General features: G+C 68.8%; 16 protein-coding genes. 10 read left to right on the plus strand and 6 right to left on the minus strand.

All coding sequences use genetic code 11. The features are described 5' to 3' along the window. Nucleotides 1-119 precede the first annotated feature (119 nt). The gene (locus ABD073_RS13380) at nt 120-677 is read right to left on the minus strand and encodes a TetR/AcrR family transcriptional regulator (RefSeq protein WP_343875386.1); all 558 of its coding nucleotides are present in this window, start codon (nt 675-677) and stop codon (nt 120-122) included. A gap of 377 nt (nt 678-1,054) precedes the next feature. Continuing rightward, nucleotides 1,055-2,572, minus strand: a complete 1,518-nt coding sequence (gene glpK / locus ABD073_RS13385; RefSeq protein WP_343875387.1) for a glycerol kinase GlpK — start codon at nt 2,570-2,572, stop codon at nt 1,055-1,057. A 188-nt stretch (nt 2,573-2,760) separates the two neighbouring features. On the opposite strand from glpK, the gene ABD073_RS13390 reads away from it, so the two are divergent. Continuing rightward, nucleotides 2,761-3,726 (plus strand): sugar-binding transcriptional regulator, encoded by a 966-nt coding sequence (locus tag ABD073_RS13390; protein ID WP_343875390.1) that lies wholly within the window; start codon nt 2,761-2,763, stop codon nt 3,724-3,726. A gap of 6 nt (nt 3,727-3,732) precedes the next feature. Here ABD073_RS13390 and ABD073_RS13395 read toward each other — a convergent pair whose 3' ends face one another. After that, nucleotides 3,733-5,157, minus strand: a complete 1,425-nt coding sequence (locus ABD073_RS13395) for a diaminopimelate decarboxylase family protein (protein ID WP_343875393.1) — start codon at nt 5,155-5,157, stop codon at nt 3,733-3,735. A 244-nt stretch (nt 5,158-5,401) separates the two neighbouring features. Between ABD073_RS13395 and trxB the strand changes: the two genes are divergently transcribed. The 5 genes from trxB (at nt 5,402) to ABD073_RS13420 (ending at nt 8,564) form a co-directional block, all read left to right on the plus strand. Next, nucleotides 5,402-6,400 carry a thioredoxin-disulfide reductase gene (gene trxB / locus ABD073_RS13400; protein ID WP_343875396.1) on the plus strand — a complete coding sequence of 333 codons (999 nt, stop codon included), beginning with the start codon at nt 5,402-5,404 and terminating at the stop codon, nt 6,398-6,400. A 44-nt stretch (nt 6,401-6,444) separates the two neighbouring features. After that, nucleotides 6,445-6,768: a thioredoxin gene (gene trxA / locus ABD073_RS13405; RefSeq protein WP_343875398.1), complete on the plus strand. Its 324-nt coding sequence runs from the start codon at nt 6,445-6,447 to the stop codon at nt 6,766-6,768. Between the two features lie 13 nt (nt 6,769-6,781). After that, complete coding sequence (locus tag ABD073_RS13410) at nt 6,782-7,366, plus strand: hypothetical protein (RefSeq protein ID WP_343875400.1); 585 nt, start codon at nt 6,782-6,784, stop codon at nt 7,364-7,366. Continuing rightward, complete coding sequence (locus tag ABD073_RS13415; protein WP_343875401.1) at nt 7,363-7,791, plus strand: OsmC family protein; 429 nt, start codon at nt 7,363-7,365, stop codon at nt 7,789-7,791. Before ABD073_RS13410 ends, ABD073_RS13415 begins: the two co-directional genes overlap by 4 nt. A gap of 155 nt (nt 7,792-7,946) precedes the next feature. Continuing rightward, nucleotides 7,947-8,564, plus strand: a complete 618-nt coding sequence (locus ABD073_RS13420) for a transglycosylase family protein (RefSeq protein ID WP_343875402.1) — start codon at nt 7,947-7,949, stop codon at nt 8,562-8,564. 163 nt (nt 8,565-8,727) lie between these two features. Here ABD073_RS13420 and ABD073_RS13425 read toward each other — a convergent pair whose 3' ends face one another. Continuing rightward, nucleotides 8,728-9,351, minus strand: a complete 624-nt coding sequence (locus tag ABD073_RS13425; protein WP_343875404.1) for a hypothetical protein — start codon at nt 9,349-9,351, stop codon at nt 8,728-8,730. A 77-nt stretch (nt 9,352-9,428) separates the two neighbouring features. On the opposite strand from ABD073_RS13425, the gene ABD073_RS13430 reads away from it, so the two are divergent. The 4 genes from ABD073_RS13430 to ABD073_RS13445 all read left to right on the plus strand — a co-directional run bounded on the left by ABD073_RS13430 (nt 9,429) and on the right by ABD073_RS13445 (nt 12,924). After that, entirely contained in the window at nt 9,429-10,739 is a 1,311-nt protein-coding gene (locus tag ABD073_RS13430) for an aminotransferase-like domain-containing protein (protein ID WP_343875406.1), read from the plus strand. Between the two features lie 29 nt (nt 10,740-10,768). Then, a complete protein-coding gene (locus ABD073_RS13435) occupies nt 10,769-11,755 on the plus strand; it encodes a D-alanine--D-alanine ligase family protein (protein ID WP_343875407.1) in 987 nt (328 codons plus the stop codon). Next, complete coding sequence (locus ABD073_RS13440) at nt 11,752-12,444, plus strand: SURF1 family protein (RefSeq protein WP_343875409.1); 693 nt, start codon at nt 11,752-11,754, stop codon at nt 12,442-12,444. The genes ABD073_RS13435 and ABD073_RS13440 overlap by 4 nt, the downstream gene beginning before the upstream one ends. A gap of 81 nt (nt 12,445-12,525) precedes the next feature. Beyond that, nucleotides 12,526-12,924: a DUF3817 domain-containing protein gene (locus ABD073_RS13445; RefSeq protein WP_343875410.1), complete on the plus strand. Its 399-nt coding sequence runs from the start codon at nt 12,526-12,528 to the stop codon at nt 12,922-12,924. A 138-nt stretch (nt 12,925-13,062) separates the two neighbouring features. Here ABD073_RS13445 and ABD073_RS13450 read toward each other — a convergent pair whose 3' ends face one another. Together ABD073_RS13450 and ABD073_RS13455 are read right to left on the minus strand one after the other, a co-directional pair. Next, entirely contained in the window at nt 13,063-13,998 is a 936-nt protein-coding gene (locus ABD073_RS13450; RefSeq protein WP_343875412.1) for a ParB/RepB/Spo0J family partition protein, read from the minus strand. After that, complete coding sequence (locus ABD073_RS13455; RefSeq protein ID WP_343875632.1) at nt 13,998-14,765, minus strand: ParA family protein; 768 nt, start codon at nt 14,763-14,765, stop codon at nt 13,998-14,000. The genes ABD073_RS13450 and ABD073_RS13455 overlap by 1 nt, the downstream gene beginning before the upstream one ends. Between the last annotated feature and the right edge of the window lie 794 nt (nt 14,766-15,559).

The raw sequence follows: 15,559 nt of genomic DNA on the forward strand, positions 1-15,559 counted from the left end.
TCCACAAACGACACGGTCCTCACAACTCCCAAAAATCGGGGTGTTGCGAGGACCGTTAGAACCCGCCGTGACCGGGGCCCTTCGTCATGCCTGGCCCGGTGCTCCGGGCCGGCACCGGTTCAGCGCAGCGCCTCCAGCAGGCGCGGCAGGACGCGCACCGCACGGTCGAAGACGGCGATGGAGCGCTCGGCGCGCGACAGGATGACCGCACCCTCGATGGTGGCCAGCGAATGGGCCGCGAAATCGGCCGCGTCCTGGACGGACAGGCCGCCGGCCGTGTAGAGCTCGGTGAGACGCCCCTCCCAGTCATGGAAGACCTGGCCGGCTGCCTCGAGCAGCTCGTCGTTGTCGGTGGCCACCGTGACCGCCACGGCGGCGCAGCCCATCGAGTACTCGCTGCGTTCGAGCAGTTCCCGCCAGCCGGTGACCAGGGTGTCGAGCACGACGGCGGCGTCCTGGCCCTCGGCCTTGCCCAGGCCGTCGAGCACGATGGTGCAGCTCTCCTGGAGGGCGGCGAGCACCAGCTCGTCCTTGCCCCCGGGGAAGTGGTGGTAGATGGAGCCTCGCGGCGTGGAGGTCAGCTCGATAACCTCGCTGAAGCTGGTGGCCTGCAGGCCCTTGGTGGCGAGCAGTCGGGTGGCCCCCGCCACCATGCGCTCGCGCACGTCCTTTGCCATGATTTTTGTCCCCCCGAACAAAGTTTGTGGTGCCCCGACAACCGGGACGAGACCACTATGCCCCACGACCTATGCAGGTCATCCGGTTCAAGGAATCCCCGGACCAGTCCGCTGGCCGGTGCCGCGGGACCGGCCGAACCGCTCCCCACCGACTAGGTCTGTCGTCAGAATTGTACTGCACAAGAAAATCCGGCGGCCCCTTGACGGGCGTGGCGCCCCGGAGGGCTTCAAGTTAATGAGTGTGAAAGACTGGTCGGGAAGAGTTGGCGAATCATCATGAATCGACGCCGCCGGCGTGTATCTCCGCGCACGCCGACGGGGCGGGACCCGCAGGTCCCGCCCCGTCGCGCATCCTCCGGCCCGTCGGCCGGATCAGCTCACTTCACGTCGTCGTCGACCCAGTCGAAGGTCTTGGTGACGGCCTTCTTCCACTGCCGGTAGAGGCGCTCGCGCTCGTCGGAGTCCATGTCGGGCTCCCAGCGCTTGTCCTCGTCCCAGTTGTCGATCACATCCTGCTCGCCCTGCCAGAAGCCCACCGCGATGCCCGCGGCGTAGGCGGCACCCAGCGCGGTGGTCTCGGCCACCTTGGGCCGCACCACCGGCACACCCACCTGGTCGGCCTGGAACTGCATCAGGGTCTCGTTGGCGGTCATGCCACCGTCCACCTTGAGCTCGGCCAGCTGCACGCCGGAGTCGGCCTCCATGGCGTCCAGCACCTCACGGGTCTGGTAGGCGGTGGACTCCAGCACCGCGCGGGCGATGTGGCCGCGGTTCACGTAGCGGGTCAGGCCCACCAAGGCACCCCGGGCGTCGCTGCGCCAGTAGGGGGCGAACAGGCCGGAGAAGGCCGGCACGAAGTAGGCACCGCCGTTGTCCTCGACGCTGGCCGCGAGCCGCTCGATCTCCGGGGCGGAGTCGAACATCTTGAGGTTGTCGCGCAGCCACTGCACCAGCGAGCCGGCCACCGCGATGGAGCCCTCCAGCGCGTAGATCGGCTTGTTTTCACCGATCTTGTAGCAGACGGTGGTGAGCAGGCCGTTCTTGGAGGGGACGATCTCCTCGCCGGTGTTCATCAGCATGAAGCAGCCGGTGCCGTAGGTGTTCTTGGCCATGCCCACCTCGAAGCAGGCCTGACCGAAGGTGGCGGCCTGCTGGTCGCCCAGGATGCCGGCGATCGGGATGTCCATCAGCATGCCCTGCGCGCGGCCCTTGCCGTAGACCTCGGCGGAGCTCTTGATCTCGGGGAGCATGGACATCGGGATCGTCATGTCCTTGGCGATCTCCTCGTCCCACTGCAGGGTCTTGAGGTCCATCAGCATGGTGCGCGAGGCATTGGTCACGTCGGTGACGTGCACGCCGCCGTCGACGCCGCCGGTCATGTTCCACAGCACCCAGGTGTCCATGGTGCCCATCAGCAGCTTGCCGGCCTCGGCGTCGGCGCGAGCACCCTCGACGTTGTCCAGGATCCACTTCACCTTGGGGCCGCAGAAGTAGGTGGCCAGCGGCAGGCCCACCTTGTCCTTGTAGCGGTCGTTGTCGCCCTGGGCCAGCTCCTCGACGATCTTCTGGGTGCGGGTGTCCTGCCAGACGATGGCGTTGTAGACCGGCTTGCCGGTCTCCTTGTTCCAGACCACGGTGGTCTCGCGCTGGTTGGTGATGCCCACGGCCGCGATGTTGTGGCGGTTCAGGCTGGCGCGGCTCAGCGCGCTGGCCACCACCTCGCGGACATTGGTCCACACCTCCTCGGGATCGTGCTCCACCCAGCCGGCGCGCGGGAAGATCTGCTCGTGCTCCATCTGGCCGGTGGAGACGATCTGGCCGGCGTGGTCGAAGATGATCGCGCGAGAGCTGGTGGTGCCCTGGTCGATGGCGAGGATGTACTTGGTCTCACTCATTGCGGTGTTGCTCCACTTCGTTGTGTTGGACGTCGATGGCCCAGCGGCCGGGGGCAGCGAACCTGGTCCCATCTTGCAGCCTCGTGCCCGAAGGGAGAAGGGTCGGCGGTCGCGGTCCCATACACTTCAGCATCAGGTGCACCAGTGCACCACCGGCCTGAACATACGTGCAGGGGAGGCTCTCCAGGATGAACGAGCGATCCGACCAGCTCTACTCCGCCGCCTCGCTCTACTACGTGCAGGGCGAGACGATGGAGTCCATCGCGCACCAGCTCCAGGTCTCGCGTTCGACGGTATCGCGCCTTCTCAAGGAGGCAAGGGATTCCGGCGTGGTTCAGATCACCCTGGCCCGCCCTTCCGGGCCCCGTTCGCCGCTGGGGGACGCCCTGGGCCGGATGTTCGGGGTGCGGGCCCACATCGTCGCGGTGCGTGACGGGGTCTCCGACGTCACCCGGCTGGAGAGCGTGGCGCGCACCGCCGGGAGCCTGATCAGCGACGCGGTGCACGACGACATGGTGATCGGCACTGCCTGGGGCACCACCCTGGCCAGCGTGGTGCAGCACCTGCGCCCGCGCGACGTGCGGGGCACCACCGTGGTGCAGATGAACGGCGGCGCCAGCCCCACCAGCTCCGGGCTGCCCCACGTCGGCGCCATCATGACCCAGCTGGCCGACGCCTTCGGCTCCGGATTCGTGCACTTCCCGGTGCCCACCTTCTTCGACTACGCCGAGACCAAGCAGGCGATGTGGCGCGAGCGCAGCGTGCAGAACGTGGTGGACCTGCACGGCCGCATCGACCTGGCGCTCTTCGGGGTGGGCGCCCTCGACGCCGAGCTGCCCTCCCACGTCTACAGCGCCGGCTACCTCGACGAGACCGACATGCGCCAGCTGCGCGAGCAGCGCGTGGTCGGCGACGTGAACACCGTCTTCCTGCGCGAGGACGGCTCCTGGGCGGACATCCCGATCAATGCCCGCGCCTCCGGCATGACCCCTCGCGACCTGCAGCGGATCGGTCGACGGATCTGCATCGTGGCCGGTGTGGCCAAGGCGGCCCCGCTGCTGGGAGCGCTGCGCGCGAGGGTGGCCACGGATTTGGTGGTCGACGAGGCCACCGCCCGCGCCGTGCTGGCCCGGGTGCAGCACACCCAGGCCTAGCGGCGCTCAGCCGATCGGCCGGCCGTCGAGATCGACGTCGAGCGCCACGATGTCGCGGAACTGCTCGGTGCGACGCAGCATGGTCTCCTTCTCGCCGTCCACCAGCAGCACGCCCGGCTCGGCGAAGGAGAAGGTGGTGGCCATCGGCACGAAGTAGGCGCCGGTGTTCATCACGGCCAGCAGGTCGCCGGTGTGCAGCTCCGGTCCCTTCCAGGAGTGCAGCAGCGTGTCCCAGGGCGCGCAGGTGGGCCCCACCAGGCGGTAGTCGTGCTGCTCGTCGCCCTCGGCCTGGCCGGCCACCAGGATGTGGTGGTACTCGCTGACCAGGCCAGGCAGCACGTTGATGCCGGCGTCCAGGAAGAGGAAGTCGCGCTCCGGGGTGCTGCGCTCGGTGAGCACGCGGGTGGCCAGGAACTGGGTGCTGGAGGTGAGGCCACGGCCCGGCTCCAGGAAGATCCGCGGCATCGCCCGCCCGGCGCGCTCGTAGTGGGCGCGCACGTGCTCGTGGGTGACGCTGACGAAGTCCTCGATGCTCAGCCCCTCGGTGGCCGAGGGGGTGCGCAGCGGCTTGCCGTAGTGGACGTTGTGCTTGTGGTCCCTGACGCTGAAGTTGTAGGTGGTGGAGACCGCCAGGCCGCCACCCAGGTTGAGCACCTGCAGGTCGAAGCCCTCGGCGGCCAACTGGTCGACGAAGCCCAGCACCTCGTCGATCGGCCCGGCCAGTCGCTCGACGCTGCCGATGTGGCCGCCGATGTGCTGGTGCAGCCCGATGACGTCGAGCACACCGGTCTCGCGTGCCGCCCGGAAGACCTCCAGGGCGTGGGAGGCCGGGGTGGCGAACTGGCCCTGCCAGGTGTTGGAGGTGGACACCCGCACACCCACCGGCACCCGCTCGGCGCCCAGTTCGCGGGCGATGGCCGCGATCCGGTCCACCTCCTCGCGCTGGTTGATGTTCATGATCTGGATGCCCGAGGTGATGGCCAGGCGGATCGCCTCGTCGCTCTTGCCGGGGCCGTTGAAGATGATCCGCGAGGGCTCCACGCCCAGCTGCAGCGCCAGCCACAGCTCCAGGTGGCTGGTGACCTCCGCGCCGATCCCGAGCCGGTCCAGCAGCTGCAGCACGCCCGGCACCGGATTGGTCTTGTAGGAGTAGTAGACCTCCACCAGCGGCCGGCCGTCGGGGCCGGGCTGGGTGAAGCGCTGCACATTGGCGCGCACCTGGTCGGCGTCGACGACGTGCAGCGGGCTGCCGTGCCGTTCCACCAGTCCCTCGAGCGTGCGGCCCTGCACCAGCAGCTGGCCCTGCTCGTCGCGCTCCAGCCCCCAGTCGGCCGGGCCCAGCCGGTTGGTCTGCTGCTCACGCAGCACCACGGCCGCTGCGGCCTGCTTCACCAGCGGCTTGACCGCCTTCGTGACGTCCTTGATCTTCACGTGTCCCCCGTGTCTCGTGTCCGCGCCATTCTTCCCCACGGCCGCTGAGCATCCGCCGTGAGCCGGGCCTCGGCAGCCGCGGCGCGGCGCGCCCTCTTCAGCCACGCTTCAGCGCGGAGCCCCGCCCGGGCCTGGCAGCCGGAATAGAGCCGACGCGCCGATGGTTGAGCAGGGGCTGCGCACGTCCGGGCCGGGCGGTGCGCTGGGTAGAGTTGCCTGCAGTCAGCAGGCGTGAGAGGACACCATGATCGAGTTGAGCGACATCACCACCGAGGCGAAGCCCGCCGAGCAGTCCGGCCAGGTGCGCGAGGTGATCATCGTGGGCTCCGGGCCGGCCGGCTACACCGCCGCCGTCTACACGGCCCGCGCGGACCTCAAGCCCCTGGTGATCGAGGGCGCCTTCGAGGCCGGCGGTGCGCTGATGAACACCACCGAGGTGGAGAACTATCCCGGCTTCACCGAGGGGATCATGGGCCCCGAGCTGATGAAGTCGATGCGCGCCCAGGCCGAGCGCTTCGGTGCCGAGCTGGTCACCGATGACGCCGTCGAGCTGGACCTCACCGGGCCGATCAAGCAGGTCACCGACTCCGAGGGCAATGTCTACCGCGCCAAGGCCGTCATCCTGGCGACGGGCTCGGGCTACCGTCGCCTGGGCCTGGCCGACGAGGACAAGTACTCCGGCCGCGGCGTGAGCTGGTGCGCCACCTGCGACGGCTTCTTCTTCAAGGACAAGCCGATCGTCGTGGTGGGCGGCGGCGACTCCGCCGTCGAGGAGGCCACCTTCCTGAGCCGCTTCGGCTCCAGCGTCACCCTGGTGCACCGCCGCGACGAGCTGCGCGCCAGCAAGATCATGGCCGCCCGCGCCATGAACGACCCCAAGATCTCCTTCGAGTGGAACTCCGAGGTGGTCTCGATGAGCGGTGACAAGGCGCTGGAGTCGGTCACGCTGCGCAACACCCAGACCGGCGAGACCAAGCAGCTGCCGGTCAGCGGCCTGTTCGTGGCGATCGGCCACGATCCCCGCTCGGAGCTGGTCAAGGGCCAGGTGAACCTGGACGAGGCAGGCTATGTGCTGACCGAGCCCGACTCCACCCGCACCAACCTGGCCGGCGTCTTCGCCTGCGGCGACCTGGTGGACCACACCTACCGCCAGGCCATCACGGCCGCCGGTTCCGGCTGCAAGGCCGCCCTGGACGCGGAGCACTTCCTGGCCGATCTGGCCGACGAGAACGTCCAGGCCTGAACTTCCCGAGCACAGTCCCCATCCCCCGAAACGAGGAGAGAAGCATGAGCGCAGTCAAGGACGTCACCGACAAGACCTTCGTCGACGAGGTCGTGATGAACCCCAAGCCCACCCTGGTGGACTACTGGGCCGACTGGTGCAGCCCCTGCAAGCAGCTCTCGCCGATCATTGACGAGCTGGCCCAGAGCCACGGCGACCGGATCAACTTCGTGAAGATGGACACCAACGCCAACACCCAGATCCCCACCGAGCAGGGCATCCTCTCGCTGCCCACGCTCCAGGTCTGGCAGGGCGGCCAGGTGGTGAAGGTGATCCAGGGCGCCAAGACCAAGGGCGCCCTGCTCAAGGTGCTGGACGAGTACCTCTGAGCCAGGGCCGACGATGAGCCACACACCGCACTGGTCAGACTCCAGCACCGGACCCGACGAACTGGAGGTGGCCCCGGCCCTGCGCAGCAGCCGCTTCCCGAAGTGGCTGCTGGTCCTGATGGGCGTGCTGCTCGGCGCCCTGGTGGTGGGCGGAGCCGGCCTGACCGCCTGGCGGATCAATGCCGCCAAGCCGCAGGTGGTGATCACGGCCGGGCCGTCGAAGACCCCCTTCGCGCTGGTCCCACCGCTCGCAGTGGGCGAGTACTCGCGCGATGCCAGCGCCAATGACCAGCCCTCGGTGAACCCCACCACGAAGAAGTCGGCGATCGCGGCCACCTATGCCCGCGGCGGCCAGAACAGCGTGGTGCTGCTGATGAGCCGCCCGGAGGCCGACGTCAAGAAGTTCATGACCGACATGGGCATGAACACCGTGATCCAGACCGAGGACGGCTACTGCGGCACCTCGGTGGACACCAACCGTGACGGCTGCGCCATCGTGCGCGGCAACACCGCCATCATGCTGGTGGACCTGGTGGGGCTGACCCGCACCGACCTGATGGAGCTCACCCACGACTTCGCCGACGAGCTGGACCGATGAGCCGCCGCGAGGTCCGCCTGGAACGCACCAGCAGCGGCAACTACCGGGCCACCAGTCCCGACGGCGTCAGCGTCGAGGTGGGCCAGGACGAGGGTGTGATGAGCCCGGTGGAGCTGCTGCTGGCGGCTCTGGGCGCCTGCAGCGCCATCGACGTGGACACGGTGATGAGCCGACGCGGCGAGCCCGACTCCTTCGAGGTGCTGGTGGCGGGCGAGAAGGTGACCGACGAGACCGGCGGGGTGCGGATGTCCGAGCTCTCGGTCGACTTCCGGCTGGACTACGGCCAGGGCGAGGCCGGCCAGCAGGCCGAACGCCTGGTCCCGCGCCTGGTCCGCGCCTCCCACGAGAAGGACTGCACGGTCTCACGCACCATCGAGCTCGGCACCCCGGTGACCATGACGGTGGACGGCCGGCCCACCGACTGAGGCCTCGGCGAGGAAATTCACAGTTTCCGGTTCCCCGTCTGGATCGCTTGTCCACAACGAATCCTGGGCGGCGCGCCGCGCGACGTCGGCCGGCAATACTGAGAAACTGACCGATTCATTTTGAGAAACGCTCAGACTTGCCTACGGTGGCTCCCATGAACAAGTCCACCACCATCGTCTCCATGGTCGCCGCCACCGCGCTGAGCGCCGGCGTCGGCCTCGCCACCGCCGCCCCGGCCGAGGCCGCCGGCACCGTCTGGGACCGCGTCGCCAAGTGCGAGTCGGGCGGCAACTGGTCCATCAACACCGGCAACGGCTACCACGGCGGCCTGCAGTTCAGCCGCCAGACCTGGCTGGCCTACGGCGGCGGCAAGTACGCCCCCACCGCCAACCGCGCCACCAAGGCGCAGCAGATCGCCATCGCCAAGAAGACCCTGCAGGGCCAGGGCCCCGGCGCGTGGCCCGTCTGCTCCCGCAAGGCCGGCCTGACCCGCGCCAACGGCCTGGCCGCCTACACCGGCAGCACCACCACCGCGAAGCCCGCCAAGAAGGCGACCGCGAAGAAGGCCTCCACCAGCACCAAGAAGGCCACCGCCAAGAAGGCCGCCCCGGCCGTCAAGGGCGCGCGCTACGTCACCGTGAAGAGCGGCGACACCCTGTCCAAGATCGCCAAGCGCAATGGCAAGTCCTGGCAGTCCGTGTGGAGCCTGAACAAGGCCTCCGTGCGCAATCCCAATGTCATCAAGGTCGGCCAGAAGATCCGCGTCGCCTGATCCAGCACGTCTGACCACGACCCCCGGCCCCACGGCCGGGGGTCGTTGCCTGTCCAGGGAATGCCCGACGGGCGCGCTGTCCACACCACCGACCACTCGCACCCGCCAGCCCTGCGCCGTGCCATTGCCCCTGCCGAGCGGCCGCCGGTCCGACGGCAACCGATCAGCGACTCCGGCCGGCCTCACGCCCGGTGGGTTCGGCCGGCGGGAGCGGCCGCGGCACCAGCCCGGCCAGCAGCTGCCAGGCCCGGTTCAGGTCCGGCTGCCAGCGCGCGGTCGCGTCCAGCCGCAGTTCCAGGCGACGGCAGCCGTCCACCCGGTGCTCCTCCACCCTCTGGAAACCCGCCTCCTCCAGCCAGGCCGCGGGCGGTTGCAGGCAGCTGCCACCCTGGGTGAGCCCCAGTGCCACCACGCTGCCGGCCTGCCCCACCAGGCGGCGGGCCAGGTGCTGCACCATCAGCTTCACCAGGTGCTCGGGCCGCTCGCCCTCCGCCCGGGTGGTGACCAGCGCCAGCAGGCAGGCGGAGTCCGGGGTCTTGCTCCAGTGCTCCAGGGGATGTCCCGCGGGCAGCTGCAGCACCGGACAGACCATCAGCTGGGCGAGGACCTCGTCGTGCTCGTCGAGCACCGCGATGCCGCACAGCCCCCACTGGTCCTGGGCGGAACGCGCCCACAGTGCCTGGGGGTCGTGGAGCAGCGGGTCGAGCCCGCCGTGGCCGCGGCAGGTGCCCGGGCCCACCGTCAGGTCCTGCGGCACCATCGGCCGCACGCGCCTGGTTCTGCCCACGTCGACTCCCTCCTCTGCCGTCCCCAAGGCTACGTCGGTCGGCCACGGGTGGAGCGGCGCGTGGCAGAGTAGGGGGCGTGAGCCTGCCTGAACCAGAACGCCGAGACACCCGGCTGGACCGTTATGTGTCCAGCTACTCCGAGCGGACCCAGGGGATGCGTGCCTCCGCCGTGCGCGCCCTGTTCGCCGTGGCCAACCGGCCCGAGGTGGTCTCCCTGGCAGGCGGCATGCCGAACATCGCGGACCTGCCACTCGACGTCGTCTCGCAGACCCTGTCCGAACTGGTGCTGACCCGCGGCACCCAGGCCATGCAGTACGGCTCCGGCCAGGGCGAGCCGATGATCCGCGAGCAGATCTGCGAGGTGATGGCGCTGGAGGGCATCCGCGCGCACCCCGATGACATCACCGTCACCTGCGGCTCCCAGCAGGGGCTTGACCTGGTGACGCGGATCTTCTGCGACCCCGGCGACGTGGTGCTCGCCGAGGCCCCCAGCTATGTCGGCGCGCTGGGCACCTTCGGCAGCTACCAGTGCGAGGTGGTTCACGTCGCCATGGACGACGACGGCCTGCAGCCCGACGCACTGCGCGCCGCCGCCGAGGCCTGCATCCGGGCCGGCCAGAAGCCGAAGTTCCTCTACACCATCCCCAACTTCAACAATCCCTCCGGCATCACGATGACCATGCAGCGCCGCGAGCAGGTGCTCCAGGTCTGTCGCGAGCTGGACATCCTGGTGGTGGAGGACAATCCCTACGGCCTGCTCACCCTCGACTCCGATCCGGTGCCCGCGATCCGCTCGCTGGACGCCGAGCAGGTGATCTACCTGGGTTCGTTCTCCAAGACCTTCGCCCCCGGCTTCCGGCTGGGTTGGGTGCTGGCCCCGCACGCGGTGCGCGAGAAGCTGGTGCTGGCCCAGGAGTCGGCCACGCTGTGCCCGCCGGTCTTCAGCCAGTTCGCCGTGAGCGCCTACCTGTCCAACCATGACTGGAAGGGGCAGATCGTCTCCTTCAAGGACATGTACCGCTCCCGTCGCGACGCCATGCTGGAGGCACTGCGCGAGTACATGCCGCCGGGCACCACCTGGACCGAGCCGAAGGGCGGCTTCTTCGTCTGGGTGACGCTGCCGGAGGGCCTGGACTCGCAGGCCATGCTGCCACGCGCGGTGACCGCCCGGGTGGCCTACACCCCCGGCACCGCCTTCTATGCCGACGGGCTGGGCTCGCGCAACATGCGGCTGTCCTACTGCTTCCCCACGCCCGACCGGATCCGGGAGGGCGTGCGGCGCCTGGCCGATGTCGTGAACCGCGAGTTCGAGCTGCACCAGACCTTCGGCCTGGACACCTCCCCCACCCATCGCCGCAGCGTGGGCCCCGGCCCGGACCTGCAGTGACCACCCTCGTCCCGTCCCCGGAGGCAGACATGGCAGAGAACAAGAACCATCCCGTGGTCGTGCTGGCAGGAGGCCTGTCCCACGAGCGTGACGTCTCGCTGCGCTCGGGTCGCCGGGTGGCCCAGGCGCTGCGCGAGTCCGGCTACGAGGTGGTCGAGTCGGACATGAACTCCGAGGTGGTGGACCTGATCGCCCGGCTGGACGACCCGGTCGTGGTGCCGATGCTGCACGGCGGTCCCGGCGAGGACGGTGCCCTGCGCGAAGTGCTGCAACTGCTCGACGTTCCCTTCGTGGGCTGTCCCGGCGACGTCTGCCGCGTGGTCTTCGACAAGTCCGTGGCAGGCACCGTGGTGGCCCGTCGGGGCTTCAACGCCCCCGAGCAGGTGGCGCTGCCCCACGACATCTTCCGCGAGCTGGGCGCCACCCGCCTGGTGGAGGCCCTGGCCGAGCGGCTCGGCTTCCCGATGATCGTCAAGCCGGCCCGCAGCGGCTCCGCGCTGGGCACCACCAAGGTCAACTCGCTCGACGAACTGCCGCAGGCCCTGGTGGCCGCCTACGCCTACGGCCCCACGGCCGTCGTCGAGGAGTACATCCCCGGGACCGAGGTGGCCGTCACGGTGCTGGTGCGCAATGACGAGCTGCAGGTGCTGCCCGCCATCGAGATCCGTCCCGAGTCCGGCATCTACGACTACAGCGCCCGCTACACCGCCGGCTCGACGCGCTTCATCGTCCCCGCGGGCCTGGACCGCACCGGCGCCGAGAACGTCGACGCGCTGGCCCGCGGTGTGGTGGAGGCGCTCAAGCTCGACGGACCCGTGCGCGTGGACATGATCGTGGACGACGAGGGCCAGGCCTGGTTCCTGGAGGCCAACGTCGCCCCGGGCATGACCGAGACCTCACTGGTGCCGATGGCCCTGGAGGCCGCCGGTCTGGACCTGGGCGAGGTCTATGGCCGCTTCGTGGAGCAGGCGGCCGAGGACACCGCCCGTCGGCGTGCTCGTGCGGAGCAGCCATGACCCAGCGGCTCAAGCAGCTCCTGGTGGCGCTCGGTGGCGGCGCCATCTGCCTGCTGTTCGTCTTCCTGGGCCTGTGGCAGATGCAGGTCTTCGAGTCGCAGAAGAGCGACAGCACCGCGCAGCGTGCGGCTGAGCCGCCTCGTGAGCTCGAGGCAAACCTCACCGCCGAGGGCAAGGTCGGCGACCTCTACGGTCGCACCGTCACCGTGAGCGGCCACTACCTCCCCGCTGCCCAGCACCTGGTGGGCACCGAACGTCCGCTGCGGGTGCTCACCGCCTTCCGTACGGACCAGGGACGAACCCTGGCCGTGGTCCGCGGCACCACTGACGCTGATGAGGCCCCCGCTCCCCCCACCGGCCAGCAGACCGTCGAGGGCATCATCCTGCCCACCCAGGGCTCCGACGGGGGCCCGGTCTCCACCGAGGTCCCGGCGGGCACCATGAGCACCGTGCGCCTCGAGCAGCTGGTGCAGGAGTGGCCCACCCCGATGCTGGACGGCTTCGTCACCCTGAAGCCAGCCCTGAGCGAGCAGCAGGGGCTGGTGTCCACCGAGGCACCGGTTCCCGACACCGAGGGCGGCCGCGTCCGCAACCAGGGCTATGCACTCCAGTGGTGGGCCTTCGCGGGCTTCGGTGCGGTGCTGACCACCATCGCCGTACGCAACCTCCGCCCCCGCGACGAGGACTGAGCTCGGACCGCTAGGCCCGGTGGGTGTCTGGCTGCGGCCCTGGGCCGCCGAGCCCTGGTGGCCGCTGGGTAGGCTGGGGTCGTGACCATCTCCGATGACGACTACGTGGCCGAGCTTGACGAACAGGACCTCCGCGGCATCCGCGGTGCCCTGTCCCGCTACCGCTTCTTCGCCTACACCACCGGCGTGCTGCTGATCTTGCTGGTGTGCGTCGGCATGCCTATGAAGTACCTGGCCCACGACGACCGCGTGGTGACCTGGACCGGCATCCCCCACGGCTGGCTCTACATGGGCCTCTTGATCACCGCCTACGATCTTGGTCGGCGGGCTCGCTGGTCCTGGCCGCAGCTGCTCTCCATCGCGCTGGCCGGCACCATCCCCTTCCTGTCCTTCGTGGCCGAGCACTTCGCCCGCAAGGATGTGCGTGAGAAGTTGGCGATCTGGGAACAGCGTGTGCTCGGCTCTGCCGTGCAGCTGTGACCAGCACCGACACCTGAATTACATACTTGTCATTTAGGGAATTTATCGACAATTGCCTCCGGCGGACGCCGCTGACCAAAGACGCAATCGCCCCGGGCGCCAAGATGGCACCCGGGGCGATCGTCGTCCTGGAGAGTCTCAGAACTCCTTGGCGTTCACGATGTTGAGGATGCGCTCAAGATCATCTTCACTGGCGAACTCGATGGTGATCTTGCCCTTGTTGCGGCCGATGTCCACCTTCACCCGGGTGTCGAAGTGGTCCGAGAGCGACGAGCTGAGCTCCATGGCCCGAGGTGTCGGCTCCTTGGGTCCACGGCTCTTGCGCTGCACCGGCGTGGTGCCGTCCCCCATGGCGACGATCTCCTCGACGGCGCGGACCGACAGCCCCTCGGCGACGATGCGCTGCGCCAACCGCTCCTGGGCCAGCGGGTCCTCCACCATCAGCAGGGCCCGGGCATGGCCGGCGGAGAGGACGCCCGCGGCGACGCGTCGCTGCACCGGAGCCGGCAGACGCAGCAGACGGATGGTGTTGCTGATCTGCGGCCGTGACCTCTTGATCTTGGTCGCCAGCTCTTCCTGGGTGCACCCGAAGTCGCTCAGCATCTGCTGGTAGGCGGCGGCCTCTTCCAGAGGGTTGAGCTGGGCCCGGTGCAGGTTCTCCAGCAGCGCGTCGCGCAGCAGGTCGCCGTCGTCGGTGCCGCGCACGATCGCGGGGACCTTCTCCAGCCCGGCGGCCGTGGTGGCTCGCCAGCGACGCTCGCCCATGATCAACTCGTACTGGTCGTCGCCCACGGCGCGGACCACGATCGGCTGAAGGACGCCGACCTCCTGGATCGACTCCACCAGCTCGTTGAGCGCTTCCTCGTCGAAGACGGTACGCGGCTGCTTCGGATTGGGCCGGATCGCGGAGACCGGAATCAACTGGAAGTATGAGCCGTCTTCCAAGGGCTGACTAGGGGTTTCATCCTGGTCATCGGTCGGCTGCGGAGTCTTGCGGGGCGTCTCGTCCACATCGGTGCGCTGGAAGAGTTCTCCCAGTCCACGGCCGAGTCCGGACTGGTGCTTCGCGGGCATCAACGGGCCTTTCCACGGTTGGCGATCTCCTGGGCGGCACGCCAGTAGGCCTTGGCGCCGGCGGAGGTGGGGTCGAACTGCAGCAGCGTCTGGCCGTAGCTGGGAGCTTCGGCGATACGGACACTGCGGGGGATCTGTGAGCCCAGGGTCTGGTCGGAGAAGTGCTTGCGCACCTCGCGGGCCACCTGTGCCGAGAGCTTGGTGCGGGCGTCGAACATGGTCAGCAGCACGGTGGACAGATCAAGATCAGGATTGAGCTCCCGCTGGACCACAGTGATGGTGTTCATCAGCTGCGAGACACCCTCCAGCGCGTAGTACTCGCACTGGATCGGAATGATGATCTCCCCGGCGGCCACCAGGGCATTCAAGGTCAACAGGCCCAGCGACGGCGGACAGTCCATCAGGACGTAGTCGACCTCGGCGGTCTTGAGGAAGTTGCGGATGGCCCGCGCCAGACGCTGTTCTCGGCCGACCTGCTGCACCAGTTGAATCTCGGCGCCGGCCAGGTCGACCGTCGCCGGCATCACGCGCAGATTGAGAGCCTCGGGGGAGTCGACCAACACGTCCTCGATCGCCACGCCGTCCAGAAGCACCTCGTAGGTGCCAGGAGTTCCTGGCCCGTGCTCCACACCCAGTGCGGTGGAGGCGTTGCCCTGGGGATCCAGGTCCAGCACCACGACACGCAGCCCGCCCTCGGCGAGCGAGGCCGCGAGGTTCACCGTGGTGGTGGTCTTTCCGACGCCACCCTTCTGGTTCACGACAACCATGACTCGGGGTGCTGATGGCTTGGGGAAGTCGCGCTTCACGTCCCGGGGAATGATGCGCGGGGTACCGGGAACCCGTTGGGTTTCGGTGGTGGCGGTGCTCACGCGTTGCGACCTTCCTGCACTCGTGAGGCCGCGTTTCACGTGAAACTGCACCCTCGTTGATGGGCTTTCAGTCTACAAGATCAGCTCACGGGAATCACATGGCTGTGCTTCTCAGCGAAGGGCCACGGATCGGTCTCGCGGGAGCGTGTCGTCGCTGCGCGGTGACGTCGAAGGCGCGTGGTGCCCGCAGACTCGTGGTGATGGTCCGAGTCCGAGCGTGGGAGTTGGGGTGGAGCAGAGCTTGCGGGGGTCGGCGTCTGCGGGAGATGCAGTTGAGCGCTGCCGATGCCGCGACGGGCACGGGCACCTCGGCCATTCGGGCTGGCGTCGTGACTGGTCACCTCGGGCTCACAGGAAGAGCGGACGACGGTAGCCGTTCTGTCATCGAGTTTCACGTGAAACCTTGGGCGCCATGCCTCTCGGGTGAGTGAACCGCCCAGACGTTTGCGGCGGCGGCGACTACCCCAAGGACGGGCGCCCGCGAGCCCACCGAGCAGGGCCCGAGCGCGATGTCTGGGCGCCGACGCTGGCCATGCTGCCCACTCATCGTGGACGGGCGCAATTGGTGTCACCTGGTGGACAGCCCCGTCTACAGATCGGCGTGATGCAGGCCCGGTTGTCAGATCGCGCCCGCGCGAACGGTCGCCGCCTGGTGATCTGCCGCCTGGAGCCAGCTGGGTCTGGAGGTGGCT

Source organism: Luteococcus peritonei, assembly GCF_039526385.1.
In the GTDB taxonomy this organism is placed as follows: domain Bacteria; phylum Actinomycetota; class Actinomycetes; order Propionibacteriales; family Propionibacteriaceae; genus Luteococcus; species Luteococcus peritonei.

Bases quoted from the DNA above. Each gene is read 5' to 3' on its own strand.
- ABD073_RS13380 (WP_343875386.1), bottom strand. From the start codon at position 677: ATGGCAAAGGACGTGCGCGAGCGCATGGTGGCGGGGGCCACCCGACTG.
- glpK (WP_343875387.1), bottom strand. From the start codon at position 2,572: ATGAGTGAGACCAAGTACATCCTCGCCATCGACCAGGGCACCACCAGC.
- ABD073_RS13390 (WP_343875390.1), top strand. From the start codon at position 2,761: ATGAACGAGCGATCCGACCAGCTCTACTCCGCCGCCTCGCTCTACTAC.
- trxB (WP_343875396.1), top strand. From the start codon at position 5,402: ATGATCGAGTTGAGCGACATCACCACCGAGGCGAAGCCCGCCGAGCAG.
- trxA (WP_343875398.1), top strand. From the start codon at position 6,445: ATGAGCGCAGTCAAGGACGTCACCGACAAGACCTTCGTCGACGAGGTC.
- ABD073_RS13410 (WP_343875400.1), top strand. From the start codon at position 6,782: ATGAGCCACACACCGCACTGGTCAGACTCCAGCACCGGACCCGACGAA.
- ABD073_RS13415 (WP_343875401.1), top strand. From the start codon at position 7,363: ATGAGCCGCCGCGAGGTCCGCCTGGAACGCACCAGCAGCGGCAACTAC.
- ABD073_RS13420 (WP_343875402.1), top strand. From the start codon at position 7,947: ATGAACAAGTCCACCACCATCGTCTCCATGGTCGCCGCCACCGCGCTG.
- ABD073_RS13435 (WP_343875407.1), top strand. From the start codon at position 10,769: ATGGCAGAGAACAAGAACCATCCCGTGGTCGTGCTGGCAGGAGGCCTG.
- ABD073_RS13440 (WP_343875409.1), top strand. From the start codon at position 11,752: ATGACCCAGCGGCTCAAGCAGCTCCTGGTGGCGCTCGGTGGCGGCGCC.
- ABD073_RS13450 (WP_343875412.1), bottom strand. From the start codon at position 13,998: ATGCCCGCGAAGCACCAGTCCGGACTCGGCCGTGGACTGGGAGAACTC.
- ABD073_RS13455 (WP_343875632.1), bottom strand. From the start codon at position 14,765: ATGGTTGTCGTGAACCAGAAGGGTGGCGTCGGAAAGACCACCACCACG.